14 protein-coding genes are annotated in these 15,062 nt (G+C 61.4%); 7 read left to right on the top strand and 7 right to left on the bottom strand.

Features of this window, described 5'->3' with window-relative positions; translation table 11 throughout:
• Positions 1–156 precede the first annotated feature (156 nt).
• From recO to tadA, 4 genes are all read left to right on the top strand, one after another.
• A complete protein-coding gene (recO, locus tag AU074_RS28965) occupies positions 157–846 on the top strand; it encodes a DNA repair protein RecO (RefSeq protein WP_076017604.1) in 690 nt (229 codons plus the stop codon).
• A 52-nt stretch (positions 847–898) separates the two neighbouring features.
• Entirely contained in the window at positions 899–1,642 is a 744-nt protein-coding gene (gene pdxJ, locus AU074_RS28960; RefSeq protein WP_003210427.1) for a pyridoxine 5'-phosphate synthase, read from the top strand.
• Positions 1,643–1,860: 218 nt separating this feature from the next.
• A complete protein-coding gene (locus AU074_RS28955; RefSeq protein ID WP_076017603.1) occupies positions 1,861–3,240 on the top strand; it encodes a multicopper oxidase family protein in 1,380 nt (459 codons plus the stop codon).
• A complete protein-coding gene (gene tadA / locus AU074_RS28950; RefSeq protein WP_076017602.1) occupies positions 3,240–3,731 on the top strand; it encodes a tRNA adenosine(34) deaminase TadA in 492 nt (163 codons plus the stop codon). Before AU074_RS28955 ends, tadA begins: the two co-directional genes overlap by 1 nt.
• A gap of 138 nt (positions 3,732–3,869) precedes the next feature.
• Here the strand turns inward: tadA and cmoB are convergent, their stop codons facing one another.
• The 7 genes from cmoB to AU074_RS28915 all read right to left on the bottom strand — a co-directional run bounded on the left by cmoB (position 3,870) and on the right by AU074_RS28915 (position 11,102).
• Positions 3,870–4,826: a tRNA 5-methoxyuridine(34)/uridine 5-oxyacetic acid(34) synthase CmoB gene (gene cmoB / locus AU074_RS28945; RefSeq protein WP_076017601.1), complete on the bottom strand. Its 957-nt coding sequence runs from the start codon at positions 4,824–4,826 to the stop codon at positions 3,870–3,872.
• Complete coding sequence (gene cmoA / locus AU074_RS28940; protein ID WP_076017600.1) at positions 4,823–5,566, bottom strand: carboxy-S-adenosyl-L-methionine synthase CmoA; 744 nt, start codon at positions 5,564–5,566, stop codon at positions 4,823–4,825. The genes cmoB and cmoA overlap by 4 nt, the downstream gene beginning before the upstream one ends.
• 136 nt (positions 5,567–5,702) lie before the next feature.
• Positions 5,703–6,347 carry a lysoplasmalogenase gene (locus tag AU074_RS28935; RefSeq protein WP_076017599.1) on the bottom strand — a complete coding sequence of 215 codons (645 nt, stop codon included), beginning with the start codon at positions 6,345–6,347 and terminating at the stop codon, positions 5,703–5,705.
• A 1-nt stretch (position 6,348) separates the two neighbouring features.
• On the bottom strand, positions 6,349–6,741 hold the full coding sequence (locus AU074_RS28930) for a protease inhibitor I42 family protein (RefSeq protein ID WP_076017598.1): 393 nt from the start codon (positions 6,739–6,741) through the stop codon (positions 6,349–6,351).
• A gap of 87 nt (positions 6,742–6,828) precedes the next feature.
• Positions 6,829–7,284 (bottom strand): hypothetical protein, encoded by a 456-nt coding sequence (locus AU074_RS28925; RefSeq protein WP_076017597.1) that lies wholly within the window; start codon positions 7,282–7,284, stop codon positions 6,829–6,831.
• 185 nt (positions 7,285–7,469) lie between these two features.
• Positions 7,470–9,890, bottom strand: a complete 2,421-nt coding sequence (gene lon, locus AU074_RS28920) for an endopeptidase La (protein WP_076017596.1) — start codon at positions 9,888–9,890, stop codon at positions 7,470–7,472.
• A gap of 222 nt (positions 9,891–10,112) precedes the next feature.
• Positions 10,113–11,102: a GntR family transcriptional regulator gene (locus tag AU074_RS28915; protein WP_076017595.1), complete on the bottom strand. Its 990-nt coding sequence runs from the start codon at positions 11,100–11,102 to the stop codon at positions 10,113–10,115.
• Between the two features lie 335 nt (positions 11,103–11,437).
• Here AU074_RS28915 and AU074_RS28910 point away from each other — a divergent pair, with 335 nt between their 5' ends.
• Genes AU074_RS28910 through AU074_RS28900 form a run of 3 tightly spaced genes read left to right on the top strand, consistent with a single transcriptional unit; the run spans position 11,438 to position 15,054 of the window.
• Positions 11,438–12,781, top strand: coding sequence for an amidase (locus AU074_RS28910; protein WP_076017594.1), 1,344 nt, complete (start codon positions 11,438–11,440; stop codon positions 12,779–12,781).
• An 11-nt stretch (positions 12,782–12,792) separates the two neighbouring features.
• Positions 12,793–13,671: a polysaccharide deacetylase gene (locus AU074_RS28905; RefSeq protein WP_003210406.1), complete on the top strand. Its 879-nt coding sequence runs from the start codon at positions 12,793–12,795 to the stop codon at positions 13,669–13,671.
• A 42-nt stretch (positions 13,672–13,713) separates the two neighbouring features.
• Positions 13,714–15,054, top strand: coding sequence for an MFS transporter (locus AU074_RS28900; protein ID WP_017476084.1), 1,341 nt, complete (start codon positions 13,714–13,716; stop codon positions 15,052–15,054).
• Positions 15,055–15,062: the final 8 nt, after the last annotated feature.

Raw genomic sequence — 15,062 nt, 5'->3', positions numbered from 1 at the left:
CGGAACACCGCAGGACAAATGTGGGAGCGGGCTTGCTCGCGAATGCAGTGGATCAGTCACCAGATGTGTTGACTGACACCCTGCATTCGCGAGCAAGCCCGCTCCCACATTGGATAGTCGTTGTTTTCCAGACCGTGTTCCCGCAGCGAGAACCCAATGTCCCAAACCCCACCCACCGGCCAACCCGCCTACGTCTTGCACAGCCGCGCCTACCGCGAGACCAGCGCCCTGGTGGACTTCCTCACACCCCAAGGCCGGCTGCGCGCAGTCTTGCGCAGCGCCCGTGGCAAGGCCGGCACCCTGGCGCGGCCTTTCGTGGCGTTGGAAGTGGAGTTTCGCGGACGTGGCGAGCTGAAGAACGTCGGCCGCATGGAAGCCGCGGGCGTCTCCAACTGGCTCAACGGCGAGGCGCTGTTCAGCGGCCTCTACCTCAACGAATTGCTGATCCGTCTGCTCCCCGCCGAAGACCCACACCCCGGCGTCTTCGATCACTACGCCGCCACCTTGCTTGCCCTCGCCGAAGGCCGCCCCCTCGAACCGCTGCTACGCGCATTCGAATGGCGCCTGCTGGATGACTTGGGCTACGGCTTCGAACTGAGCCAGGACTTGCACGGCGATCCCATCGCCGCCGACGGCATGTACCGCCTGCAAGTGGACGCAGGCCTGGAGCGGGTCTACCTGCTGCAACCCGGCCTGTTCCAGGGCACTGAGCTGCTGGCCATGAGCGAAGCCGACTGGACGGCCCCCGGCGCCTTGTCCGCGGCCAAGCGCTTGATGCGCCAGGCCCTGGCCGTGCATTTGGGCGGTCGGCCACTGGTCAGCCGCGAGTTGTTTCGAAAGCCCTGACATCCCCGTGTATGCTGTGCAGCGATTCCTTCCCTCTTCAGGAGCGCTTTTCGTGACCACCAGCAATCGCATTCTTCTCGGCGTGAACATCGACCACGTAGCCACCCTGCGCCAGGCCCGGGGCACCCGTTACCCGGATCCGGTCAAGGCCGCGCTGGACGCCGAAGAAGCGGGCGCCGACGGCATCACCGTGCACCTGCGCGAAGACCGCCGCCACATCCAGGAGCGCGACGTGCTGCTGCTCAAGGACGTGCTGCAAACCCGAATGAACTTCGAAATGGGCGTCACCGAAGAAATGATGGCGTTCGCCGAGCGCATCCGCCCGGCGCATATCTGCCTGGTGCCGGAAACCCGCCAGGAACTCACCACCGAAGGCGGCCTCGATGTGGCCGGCCAGGAAGCGCGGATCAAGGCTGCCGTGGAGCGTCTGTCGAAGATCGGCAGTGAAGTCTCGCTGTTCATCGACGCCGACGAGCGCCAGATCGAAGCGTCGCGCCGTGTGGGCGCACCGGCCATCGAACTGCACACCGGCCGTTACGCCGACGCCACTACGCCGACTGAAGTTGCCGATGAATTGCAGCGCATCATCGATGGCGTTAACTGCGGCCTGGGCGAAGGCCTGATCGTCAACGCCGGCCACGGCCTGCATTACCACAACGTCGAAGCGGTGGCTGCGATCAAGGGCATCAACGAGCTGAACATCGGCCATGCGCTGGTGGCTCACGCGCTGTTCGTCGGCTTCAAAGGCGCCGTCGCCGAGATGAAAGCCTTGATTCTGGCCGCCGCCAAACATTAAAAGAGCGCCGAAGATCCAATGTGGGAGCGGGCTTGCTCGCGAAGGCGGCGTGTCAGCCGATGCATGAGTAACAGACCCACCGCTTTCGCGAGCAAGCCCGCTCCCACACAAGCCTGCTCCCACATGTGGCAATGCGAACCCTTACTGTTTAGGTGATGCCGGTGTATGGTATCTGCCCTTTGCGGGTCTCGGACCCGCGGCAGATACGTGAGGTTGTTGTGTCCCAATCGTTTTCCCGTCGACAAATCCTGGGTGGTCTTGCCGGTCTCGCGGTAGTGGGCGTTGGTGCCGGTGGTGCCTACCGCTATTGGCTGGGCAAGGTCGCCGAGGCCGAGGCGGGGCACGATTACGAGTTGATCGCCGCGCCGCTGGAGGTGGAGCTGGTACCGGGACACAAGACCGAAGCCTGGGCGTTCGGCCCTTCGGCCCCCGGCACCGAGTTGCGGGTGCGTCAGGGTGAATGGCTGCGGGTGCGCTTTATCAACCACCTGCCCGTCGCCACCACCATCCACTGGCACGGCATTCGCCTGCCGCTGGAAATGGACGGCGTGCCGTATGTCTCGCAATTGCCGGTACTGCCGGGCGAATACTTCGACTACAAATTCCGCGTGCCCGATGCCGGCAGCTACTGGTACCACCCTCATGTGAACAGCAGCGAAGAACTCGGCCGTGGCCTGGTGGGCCCGCTGATTGTCGAAGAACGCGAACCCACCGGTTTCAAACACGAACGCACCTTGAGCCTGAAAAGCTGGCACGTGGACGAAGAGGGCGCCTTTGTGGCCTTCAGTATCCCGCGTGAAGCGGCCCGTGGCGGTACCGCCGGGCGCCTGTCGACCATCAACGGTGTGTCTCAGGCGGTGATCGATCTGCCGGCCGGCCAGATCACCCGCGTGCGCCTGCTCAACCTCGATAACACCCTGACCTATCGCATTAACATCCCCGACGTTGAAGCGCAGATCTATGCCCTGGACGGCAATCCCGTCGAACCACGCCCGCTGGGCAAGGAGTACTGGCTGGGCCCCGGCATGCGTATCTGCCTGGCGATCAAGGCGCCTCCCGCCGGTGAAGAACTGTCGATCCGTAACGGGCCGGTACGCCTGGGCACCTTCCGCTCGGTCGCCAGCACCGACGCACCTACCGAATGGCCGCCTGCGTTGCCCGCCAACCCGGTCGCCGAGCCGGACCTGGCGAATGCCGAGAAACTCAACTTCAATTTCGAATGGGTTGGATCGGTTTCGGTGAACGTGGACAATAAGCCGCCGAGCCTGTGGCAGATCAACGGCCAGGCCTGGGACATCACCGACAAGACCTGCGCCGACCGCCCGATTGCCAAGCTGGAAAAGGGCAAGAGCTACATTTTTGAATTGAAGAACATGACCCAGTACCAACACCCGATCCACCTGCACGGTATGAGTTTCAAGGTCATCGCCTCGAACCGCCACAAGGTGATTCCGTACTTCACCGACACCTACCTGCTGGGCAAGAACGAACGTGCCCGCGTAGCGTTGGTGGCGGATAACCCGGGTGTCTGGATGTTCCATTGCCATGTGATCGACCACATGGAAACCGGCCTGATGGCCGCCATCGAGGTGGCGTGATGCGCCAGTTTCGCCCCACGGCGATTATCGACCGCAGCCGCGACCAGGACTTCATGCGTGAAGCGCTGACCCTGGCCGCCCAAGGCGCCGCGCTGGGTGAGGTGCCGGTGGGCGCGGTGCTGGTGCAGGATGGAGAAATCATCGGGCGTGGCTTCAACTGCCCCATCAGCGGCAACGACCCCAGTGCGCATGCCGAGATGGTCGCGATCCGGGCCGCCGCCCAGGCTGTCAGTAATTACCGGCTGCCGGGCAGTACACTCTACGTCACGCTGGAGCCGTGCAGCATGTGCGCCGGGCTGATCGTCCACTCGCGGATCGCCCGGGTGGTGTACGGCGCGCTCGAACCAAAAGCCGGGATCGTGCAAAGCCAAGGGCAGTTTTTTACCCAGGGCTTTCTCAATCATCGGGTGCTGTATGAAGGCGGGGTGTTGGCCGAAGAGTGCGGGACAGTGTTGAGCGAGTTCTTCAAGGCGCGTCGCGCCAAAGGCTGACGCGATACCCTGTGGCGAGGGAGCTTGCTCCCGCTGGAGTGCGCAGCGCTCCCCAGATTTTGGGGCCGCTACGCAGCCCAGCGGGAGCAAGCTCCCTCGCCACAACAGCAGTCTTATTTCTTCAACACAACAGCAGTCTTATTTCTTCGCGACAATCACCGCCCGCATCGGCGCCGGCAGCCCTTCGATGGTCTTGCTGTGATCCTCAGGGTCCAGGAAGTCGCTGAGGGACTGATACTTCATCCACTCCGTGCCGCGCTGTTCCTCAATCGTCGTCACGCTCACATCCACACAGCGCACGTCGGTGAAGCCCGCGCGGCGCAGCCACAGCATCAGCGCCGGCACCGACGGCAGGAACCACACGTTGCGCATCTGCGCGTAACGGTCTTCCGGCACCAGCACCTGCTGCTGATCGCCTTCAACCACCAGCGTCTCCAGCACCAACTCACCGCCCTTGACCAGGCAATCCTTCAACGCCAGCAAATGCTCGATCGGCGAACGGCGGTGGTAAAACACGCCCATGGAAAATACGGTATCGAAGCCTTCCATATTCGGCGGCAGGTCTTCAAACGGGAACGGCAGGTGCCAGGCCTTTGGCTCAGGCAAGTAGCGCTGCACCGCCTGGAACTGGCAGAAGAACAGCCAGTTGGGGTCGACGCCAATCACGCTGTCCGCCCCGGCGCCGAGCATGCGCCACATGTAATAGCCGTTACCGCAGCCCACATCGAGGATGCGTTTGCCCTTCAGATCCAGGTGTGGCGCGACTCGCGACCACTTCCAGTCCGAGCGCCATTCGGTGTCGACGTGCACGCCGAACAGATCAAACGGGCCTTTGCGCCACGGGCATAAGCCCAGCAAGGCCGTAAGCATTTGCGCACGGGTTTCGTCGTCGCAATCGGTGTCGAGCACCAGGCCATTGAGCAGGTCGATTTCGCTGGGCATGATTTTCGGCAGCGCATCCAGTGCGCTCTGCCAGCGCTCCAGGTCGCCATGACCTTTTTCCATCTTCGCATCGAGTTGCGCTTGCAGGCCCTGGGCCCAAACGGCCAGGGGAGTGCCGACCAGATGGCGGGCGAGGGGAGACAGATCAATCATGGCAAGGCAATCAACGAGGCAAAGTTAAGACACTGGAACCACGGCACGACTTTCGAGAATCCGGCCGCCAGCAGGCGTTCACGGTGTTCTTCAAGGCTGTCGGGCTTCATGACGTTTTCGATGGCGCTGCGCTTCTGGGCGATTTCCAGTTCGCTGTAGCCGTTGGCGCGCTTGAAGGCGATGTGCAAATCGGTGAGCAGCGCGTGTTCTTCAGGATCATTGAAGCGCAGCTTTTCCGAAAGGATCAGCGCGCCGCCCGGCAGCAGCGATTGGCGAATGCGCGAGAGCAAGGCCAGGCGTTGTTCGGGGGCGATAAATTGCAGGGTGAAGTTCAGCGCCACCACCGAAGCCGGCTGGAATTGCAGCGCGAGGATATCGCCCTCGATCACCTCCACTGGCAGCAACTCCTGGAACATCGAGTCCTGGCCGTTGAGGTATTCGCGGCAACGCTCGACCATCGCCGCCGAGTTGTCCACAGCAATCACCCGGCAACCGTCGGTGCGCACGTGACGGCGCAGGGCCTGGGTCACCGCGCCGAGGGATGAACCGAGGTCGTAGAGCACGCTATTGGGCTGGGAAAACTGCGCCGCGAGTACGCCGAGGTTCTCGACGATGGTCGGGTAGCCGGGCACCGAGCGCTTGATCATGTCCGGGAAAACCCGCACCACGTCTTCGTTGAAGGCGAAGTCCGGCACCTGGGGCAGGGGCTGGGCGAATAGGCGATCGGGTTCTTTGCTCACGGCTGTTCCGGCGACGAAGGGGGAAAGCCCGGCATTTTAGCGTAGGAGCTGGCTTGCCGGCGATGTTCGTTAACGATGACGCGGACTTTCTGGATGAGCGCGGCAACTGTGGGTTTTTTCGCTGGCAAGCCAGCTCCTACAGGTTGACGGGTTTTTTCTGAGGAAAGGAAGAGGCCGTAATCCCCCACTGCCCCAGCCAATAACTGACGATCAGCAAATACGGCGCCGCTTCAAACGAAACCACAAACCGATTGATCCCAATCAGCGTGTCGGAAAACACGAACGACGCTGCGCCCGCCGCCGCCAGGTACGCCGAACGCTTGGGCACTTCGCTACCCAATCGTGCCAGTGCTCGCCACAACATAGCGCTGATCACCAGCGCATAAACCACCACCGGCGCCAGCAATGGGCCCAGGCCATGGGAAATCAGGATGCTCAGCAAGATCGCGCCCACCACCAGCGCCAACACCAGCGGCAAAATCGCCGGGCGGCGGCAGTCGCTCAAGTAGGCTTTCAGGTACGCCAGGTGCGCGAACAAAAATGCCCCCAGGCCGAAGATGAACAAGTCGCCAGGCCAGGCCAGCAGCACATCACCTACCAGAGAAAAAATCAGCCCCAGGCTGACCCAGCGTCGATAGTCGGTAGGCGGCGCATCATGCAGCCAGCCCAGCAACGCCAGTACCGGCAACGGCTTTACCAACAGGCAGAGCAGGGTGGCGTGGGTGCTCAGGCCGTAGATAAAGGTCACCGCACCCATCAACGCAAGGATCATCCATGGCATATCAGTTCACCGTAATGGCGCAGTCGAAGGTTTCGGCCGGTTCTGCTTCCGGCTCCCAAGGTTGTTGTGAGGTGAGACGCAAACGGCCCTGGCCGGCGTTGAAGGCCTGGAAGCGCCAGGTGGATTGACCGCCGCTGCCGACCACGCCGGTGTCTTCAGTGTTGCTGTAGACCTCGGGGCTCAGGCTGCGCAGCACACCGCCGGCCGAGTCCTGGATGGCCCAGCGATAACCGGTGGTGGGATTGCTGGGCAGGGTCAGGATCAGGTTTTGCCCGGTCCTGAGTTGCAGTGGGCAAGCGCTCTGTTTTTCCACGGTGACGTTTTGCTTCGGCGCACTGGCGCAGGCGGCGAGCAGGCAAAGGCTCAGGGGGAGAAGCAGGCGGGCAGCGGTCATGGGGGCTCCGTTGTTTGACGACGAAGGGCGAGCATAACCGAAGATGAGACAGGGTGTTACAGCGGCACAACACATGCCGTTTTACCGTTAACGAAGCACAATCACCAGCCATACATCAAAGGTGGCCGCGATCCGCAATGTTTCCCCGTCTCGCGCCTCGACTGTCATGTCGAGTGTTCCGCTGTAGTGGTTATTGTTTTCGGAGATTTTCAGCTTCAGCGTTCCCTGCTTGGTAACGGTGTGTCTGTGCATAAAGCCGAAGCCGTCCAACTCCATGTTGGAGTAAATGACTCTGACAACCGGGCCTACGGATACTTCCTCAAAGTCGTAAGTACCTGATTGAATATCCCTGTGCAGCACCATTTCAAATCTTCGCTCACTCTGCGCGCTGTATTTCTGGGCGATGGCAGTGATCCCGAACCAGTGCTCATCCGCTTGATACTCCAACTCCTGCGCGAGGAAATCCCCGCGATGAGATACGGTCGCCTTGAATAATCCAGTGGTATTGCTTGTGATTGCCGGTGCGTAGTTTGACTTTTTCATGAGGATCCTCCCAGTGAATAACGGATTCAATATAAATAGGCTGGGAATGGATCGGTACTGTAAGAACTGACAGTTTTTAATTCTGTTATGCGCTATCAGCGCAGCGTTTTAGTTATAGCAACCCTTAAATAACAATGACCAGGCATGATGCCTGGCCATTGTTATTTCACGTGCGGCTTATTACCTCAGAACAACACCTTCGCCACATCCGCAAAGCGCTTGGCAAAATGTACCGTCATGCCTTCCTTCAGATACTCCGGCAGCTCTTCAAAGCTCCCGCGGTTAGGCTCCGGCAAGATCAGTTCGTGAATCTTCTGGCGCCGCGCCGCAATAACCTTCTCGCGGACCCCACCAATCGGTAGTACATGTCCGGTCAACGTCAGTTCACCGGTCATCGCCACGCCTTTTTTCGGCGGCTGGTTACGTGCCAGGGACAGCAACGCACTGGCCATGGTTACGCCCGCGCTTGGTCCATCTTTTGGCGTCGCACCTTCCGGCACGTGCAGGTGCACGAAGGCTTCGTCGAAGAACTTCGGGTCACCGCCGAACGACTTCAGGTTGGAGCTGATGTAGCTGTAGGCAATCTCGGCCGACTCCTTCATTACATCACCCAGTTGCCCGGTGAGTTTGAAGCCACGGTTCAGTGTGTGAATACGCGTCGCCTCGATCGGCAGGGTCGCGCCGCCCATGCTGGTCCACGCCAGACCGGTGATAACACCGGTGCCCGACAGCACTTGCTCGTTACGGAACACCGGCATCCCCAAGGAGGCTTCCAAGTCCTTGTTGCCAATCTTGATCACCGAGTCCGGCTCATCCAGCAGCTTGACCACGGCTTTGCGCACCAGTTTGCCCAGCTGTTTTTCCAGCTGGCGCACACCGGCTTCCCGGGCGTAGCCATCGATCAGGGCGCGCAGGGCGCCGTCGCTGATGGACAGGCTGTTTTTCGACACGCCGGCTTTTTCCAGCTGTTTTGGCCACAGGTGACGCTTGGCAATCGCGACCTTTTCTTCGGTGATGTAGCCCGACAGGCGAATCACTTCCATGCGGTCCAGCAATGGGCCGGGGATCGAGTCCAGGGTGTTTGCGGTGCACACGAACAGCACTTTGGACAGGTCCAGGCGCAGGTCCAGGTAGTGGTCGAGGAATTCGACGTTCTGTTCCGGATCCAGGGTTTCGAGCAGGGCCGAGGCGGGGTCGCCCTGGTAGCTCTGGCCCATCTTGTCGATCTCGTCGAGCATGATCACCGGGTTCATCACTTCCACATCTTTGAGGGCTTGCACCAGCTTGCCCGGCATCGCGCCGATGTAGGTGCGGCGATGGCCCTTGATCTCGGCCTCGTCGCGCATGCCACCGACGCTGAAGCGGTAGAACGGCCGGCCGAGGGATTCGGCAATCGATTTGCCGACGCTGGTCTTGCCCACGCCCGGCGGGCCCACCAGCAACACGATAGAGCCGGCGACTTCGCCTTTATAGGCGCCCACCGCGAGGAATTCGAGGATGCGACTCTTGATGTCGTCCAGGCCGGCGTGGTGCTTGTCGAGCACTTTGCGGGCGTGTTTCAGGTCGAGTTTGTCCTCACCGTACACACCCCATGGCACCGAGGTGGCCCAGTCCAGGTAGTTGCGGGTAACCGCGTACTCCGGCGAACCGGTTTCCAGGATCGACAACTTGTTCATTTCTTCGCTGATGCGTTTTTGCGCCTGGGCCGGCAGCACCTTGTCCACCAGGCGTTGTTCGAACTGCTCGACGTCGGCGCTGCGATCGTCCTTGGTGAGCCCCAGTTCCTGCTGGATGACCTTGAGTTGCTCCTTGAGGAAGAACTCGCGCTGGTGCTCGCCGATCTTGCGGTTCACTTCGGCGGAGATTTCTTTTTGCAGGCGCGCGACTTCGACCTCCTTGCGCAGCATCGGCAAGACTTTTTCCATGCGCTTGAGCATGGGCACGCAGTCCAGCACTTGCTGCAGCTCATTGCCGGTGGCCGAGGTGAGGGCGGCGGCGAAGTCGGTCAGCGGCGACGGATCGTTGGGGCTGAAGCGGTTGAGGTAGTTCTTCAGTTCTTCGCTGTACAGCGGGTTGAGCGGCAGCAGTTCCTTGATCGCATTGATCAGCGCCATGCCGTAGGCCTTGACCTCATCGGTCGGCTGGGTCGGCTGGTGCGGGTATTCGACTTCCACCAGGTACGGTGGGCGGTGGTGCTTGAGCCAGGTCTTGATCCGCACGCGGGTCAGGCCCTGGGCGACGAATTGCAGCTTGCCGTTTTCGCGGCTGGCGTGATGCACCTTCACCAGGGTGCCGTATAGCGGCAGGCTGGAGGTGTCGAAGTGGCGTGGATCTTCGGGCGGGGTTTCCATGAAGAACAGGGCAAGGGAGTGGTGGTCGGATTTGCTCACCAGCTCCAGGGTTTCGGCCCACGGCTCTTCATTGACGATCACCGGCAACACTTGCGCCGGGAAGAACGGCCGATTGTGGATCGGGATGATGTAGACCTTGTCGGGCAGGTTTTGCCCTGGCAGGGCCAGGCCAGTGTTGGCGGAAGTGTGTTCAGCGTTTTCCGGATCGGCGTAGTCGTTGAGGTCGATGTCCGGGAATTCTTGCTGGTCGCTCATGGGGCACCTGCATAAGGAAGTATGCAGGTTAGATGGGGCAGGTCGGCCGTGGTTTCAATGGGTGGGGTGAGATAGCAACATATTGCACAATATTTTCAAAAGCGCCGCTGAACAAGTGTGGGAGCGGGCTTGCTCGCGAATGCGCTCTGTCAGTCAATGCATCTGTGACTGATGCGCCGCATTCGCGAGCAAGCCCGCTCCCACATTTTCGATTGCATTTCGTCAACTGAGTTTGTGCAAGTAGGCCGGTAAAGGCTGTTCAGGCAGCACCGACAGCACCTTCAAACGCTGCAACATCCGCTGCCTGGCCCGTTGCAGGTGCTCGCGCAGGTTCAGTGCGGCGGCGTCGAATGCGCCATGCAGCAACAGCTCAAGGATCAGCCGGTGCTCGGCCAGCATCGCCGGATCGGCACCAATGCCCAGCAGGCGGTAGAAAATTCGGCTGATGATCATCGGGCTCTGGCCCTGGCGAATCAGCGCGGCGATCTTGCGGTTTTGCAGGCCCGCCAGGCAGTGCTGGTGCAGGTCTTCCTCGATTTGCTCGATTTCTTCCAGGCTGCAATGGGCGCTGTCCTGGGCATCGAGCACCCGCTGCAACATGGCTTGCAGCAGGTCGCGGTCGAGGTTTGGCGCGCTCTGGCGCAGGGCTTCCGGCTCCAGGCAGGCGCGCAGTTCGTAGTCTTCGGTGACTTCCCGGGCGGTCAGCGGCCCGGCCAGCCATTGGGAATAGGGTTCTTTTTCCACCAGGCCACGGTCCCGCAGGCGCATCAGTGCTTCGCGCACCACCGCGCGGCTGACGTTGTAGTGCTCGGCGGCAGCCTGCTCATCCAGGCGGTAATGCCCGAAGGCGATGCAGGTCGAGAGCGCTGCGCCGATTTCCTCGACGATTCGCTCCCCCAGTGGCCGGGTGTCCACCAATTCATCTTCACCGTTGAGGCCCAGGTGCGCATGGCTCAGGGGCAGGCGCAGCGGCTCCATGTCCAGGCCCTCGGGGTTGATCAGGTAACCCCGGCCATCAAAGCGGCAGATCAGCCCTTCGTCATGCAGCAGGTTCAGGGCTTTGCGCACCGGCACCCGGCTGGTGCCGAACAGTTCGGCCAGCGGCGCTTCCAGCAACACCAGGCCATGGCGCGCGGTGCCGTGGGTGATGGCATCGCGCAAAACCTGGTGAATCATCGCGTAACGGGAAGCCGAGGCTGACACTGCTTTCATCGGGTTCTCTGGAGCAAACGGGTCGGTGGCCGGGGATTCTCTCATAGTTGCGCCTGTCACTCTGCGCCACGTCGGTGGCACTTTTTTGGGGCCTGCAGAGGGAGTTGTTACTTTTCTGCACCAAAATGTACTTATTAATAAAAGATACATTATTTCATTGTGGACGAGTGTTAAACGCCCGCCGATATTTCTTTTGATGTCTGAAACCCATCTAGGCCGTGTATCTGCTTCAAGCTGCCCGACATGCCCAACGCGGTGTCAACGAGACTGGCACGAAAGCTGCCTTTGTAAAATGTACATTTTATTAATATGTACGTTTTTAAAAGGTCATTCCCATGTCAGACGCCACTTCACTGGCCGAGGATTTCGCCAGCGGTCGCAGCGACCCGGTGCAGGCACTTGAACAGGCACTTGCCGACGCGAGCAAGGTCCCGAGCGTATTCATTTCCCTGACCGCCGAGCGCGCCCGCCGTGAGGCCGAAGCGTCCGCTGCCCGTTGGCGTGCCGGCCAGCCGTTGAGCGTGTTCGACGGCGTGCCCCTGGCCTGGAAAGATTTGTTTGATGTGGCCGGCAGCATTACCACAGCGGGCGCCCTCTATCGCACCCAGGCACCGGCCGCCTTGCTGGATGCGCCGAGCGTAGGCCTGTTGTGCCGCGCCGGCATGGTCAGCGTGGGCAAGACCAACCTCAGCGAGCTGGCGTATTCCGGCCTGGGCCTGAACCCGCATTTCGGCACGCCGCACAACCCGAGCAGCGTTGATCAGCCACGGATTCCTGGCGGCTCATCGTCCGGTTCAGCCGTCGCCGTGGCGGCCGGCATCGTACCGATCGCCATGGGCACCGACACTGCCGGCTCCATCCGTATCCCCGCAGCACTGAATGGCGTAGTGGGTTATCGCAGCAGTTGCCGGCGCTACAGCCGCGACGGCGTTTTCCCGCTGGCCCACACCCTCGACAGCCTCGGCCCGCTGACCCGCAGCGTGCGCGATGCGCTGGCCATCGACGACCTGCTCAACGCTCGCGACCAGCGCCCGCCACGCCAGGCCCGAAGCCTCAATGGCCAGCGTTTTTGGGTCGAACAAAATGTGCTCGACGACGCCCGCGTCGAACCCGCGGTGCGCGATAACCTGCAGCGTTGCCTGGACCGTTTGAAAGCCGAAGGTGCGCTGATTGATGTGCGCCCCTCGAAGACCTTCCAGGCCACCCTCGACCTGATCCAGCAACAAGGCTGGCTTGGCTCCTTCGAAGCCTTCGCCCTCCACGAAGCCCTGCTCGACAGCCCTGATGCCGAGCAACTCGACCCCCGCGTACGCCGTCGCCTTGAAGCGGCCCGCACGCTGCCGGCCAGCCAACTGCTGGCGCTCTACGAAGCCCGTCGCCGCCTGCAACAGCAGCTTATCGACGAACTCGACGGCGCGATCCTCATCACCCCCACCGTGGCCCATGTGGCCCCGGCCCTGGCGCCACTGGAAGCCGACGATCAACTGTTCGTCAGCACCAACCTCGCCACCCTGCGCCTGACCATGCCCGGCAGCCTGCTGGACATGCCCGGCGTCAGCCTGCCCAGCGGCCGCGACGCCCTGGGTCTGCCCACTGGTTTGCTGCTCAGCGCCCCCAGCGGCGAAGACGCGCGCCTGCTTCGGGCCGCGCTGTCAGTCGAAACCACACTCACTTTTTAAGGAGACACATCATGGCTAAAGACATCCTCTGTGCATTTGGCGTCGACGTCGACGCGGTCGCCGGTTGGCTCGGTTCCTATGGCGGCGAAGACTCCCCGGACGACATTTCCCGTGGCCTGTTCGCCGGTGAAATCGGCGCACCACGCCTGCTCAAATTGTTCGAGCGCTATGGCCTGCGCACCACCTGGTTTATTCCCGGCCACTCGATGGAAACCTTCCCCGAGCAGATGAAAGCGGTGGCCGACGCCGGCCACGAAATCGGTGTTCACGGCTACAGCCACGAAAACCCGATTGCGATGACGGCCGAGCAGGAAGAAATCGTCCTCGACAAGTCCATCGAGCTGATCACCCAAGTCACCGGCAAACGCCCCACCGGCTACGTCGCGCCGTGGTGGGAGTTCAGCAAAGTCACCAACGAACTGCTGTTGAAAAAAGGCATCAAGTACGACCACAGCTTGATGCACAACGACTTCCACCCGTACTACGTCCGCAAGGGTGACACCTGGACCAAGATCGACTACAGCCAGCACCCCGACACCTGGATGAAACCCCTGGTGCGTGGTGAAGAAACCGACCTGGTGGAGATCCCGGCCAACTGGTACCTCGATGACCTGCCGCCAATGATGTTCATCAAGAAAGCCCCCAACAGCCACGGCTTCGTCAACCCGCGTCACCTCGAAGAAATGTGGCGCGACCAGTTCGACTGGGTCTACCGCGAGCACGAACACGCGGTGTTCACCATGACCATCCACCCCGACGTTTCCGGCCGCCCGCAAGTGCTGCTGATGCTTGAGCGGCTGATCGAACATATCCAGAGCCATGCCGGCGTGCGCTTCGTCACCTTCGACGAAATCGCCGATGATTTTATCCGCCGCCAACCGCGTACCTGACACCCGTACCTAAACCCTGGCCAACCTCCCGAGGCGCGATTCATGTCTATCTACAACAAGCTTGATCTGACTGGCTGGAAACCCCGGCAACTGACGCCCAAGGAAGTGCGTTTCGCCACCTGGATCGCGTTTTTCGCCTGGGTGTTTGCGGTGTATGACTTCATTCTTTTCGGCACTTTGCTGCCGGAAATCGGGCGGCACTTTAATTGGGGTGAAGTGGAGCAAGCGCAGATAGCGACATGGGTGGCGGTAGGCACCGCCGTGGTCGCGCTGGCCATCGGTCCGATCGTGGACAAGCTGGGTCGGCGCAAAGGGATTATTTTCACCGTGGCCGGTTCGGCAATCTGCTCGGCGCTGACCGCCATTGGCGGCGCGTGGGGCAAGTCTTCGCTGATCCTGATCCGTTCGCTGGGCGGCCTGGGTTATGCCGAGGAAACTGTCAACGCCACCTACCTGAGCGAGCTGTACGCTGCTTCCGATGACCCGAAACTGGCCAAGCGTCGCGGCTTTATCTACAGCCTGGTCCAAGGCGGCTGGCCGGTGGGCGCGTTGATCGCGGCAGGTTTGACCGCGCTGTTGCTGCCGGTGATTGGCTGGCAGGGCTGCTTCGTGTTTGCGGCGATCCCGGCGATTGTGATTGCGGTCATGGCGCGCAAGCTCAAGGAGAGCCCGCAGTTCCAGATTCACCAACGCATCAGCGAGCTGCGCAAAAGCGGCTCGGTGAAAGAAGCACAAAACGTCGCCGTGACCTACGGCGTGGACTATGACGAACACAGCAAGGCCGGCCTCAAGGCTGCATTCCGTGGCCCGGCCCGCCGTGCAACGTTGGTGATTGGTGCGGCGCTGTTGCTCAACTGGGCCGCGATCCAGGTGTTCAGCGTGTTGGGTACGTCGGTGATCGTCAGCGTGCACCACATCTCGTTCGAGAACTCGCTGATCATCCTCGTGCTGTCGAACCTGGTGGGTTACTGCGGCTACCTCAGCCACGGCTGGATGGGCGACAAGATCGGCCGGCGCAACGTGATCGGCCTGGGCTGGATGCTCGGCGGGCTGTCGTTTGCCGGGATGCTGTTTGGCCCGAGCAACATGGCGATGGTGGTTGGGCTCTACAGCCTGGGCCTGTTCTTCCTGATCGGGCCGTACTCGGCGGCACTGTTTTTCATCAGCGAAAGTTTCCCCACCAGCATCCGTGCCACCGGTGGCGCGATCATCCATGCCATGGGACCGATTGGGGCCGTAGTCGCCGGGTTTGGCGCGACCCAAGTGTTGTCGGCCGGCAGCGACTGGCAGACCGCTGCGCTGTGGTTCGGCGCGCTGCCGTGCTTCCTGTCCGGTGCGTTGATGTTTGCCGCACGCCATGTGCGTCCGGAAACCGTTCAGTAAGGAGTTAT

It is taken from the genome of Pseudomonas sp. ATCC PTA-122608 (genome assembly GCF_001952855.1).
GTDB lineage: Bacteria > Pseudomonadota > Gammaproteobacteria > Pseudomonadales > Pseudomonadaceae > Aquipseudomonas.
This window is presented reverse-complemented; position numbering and strand designations above follow the sequence as displayed.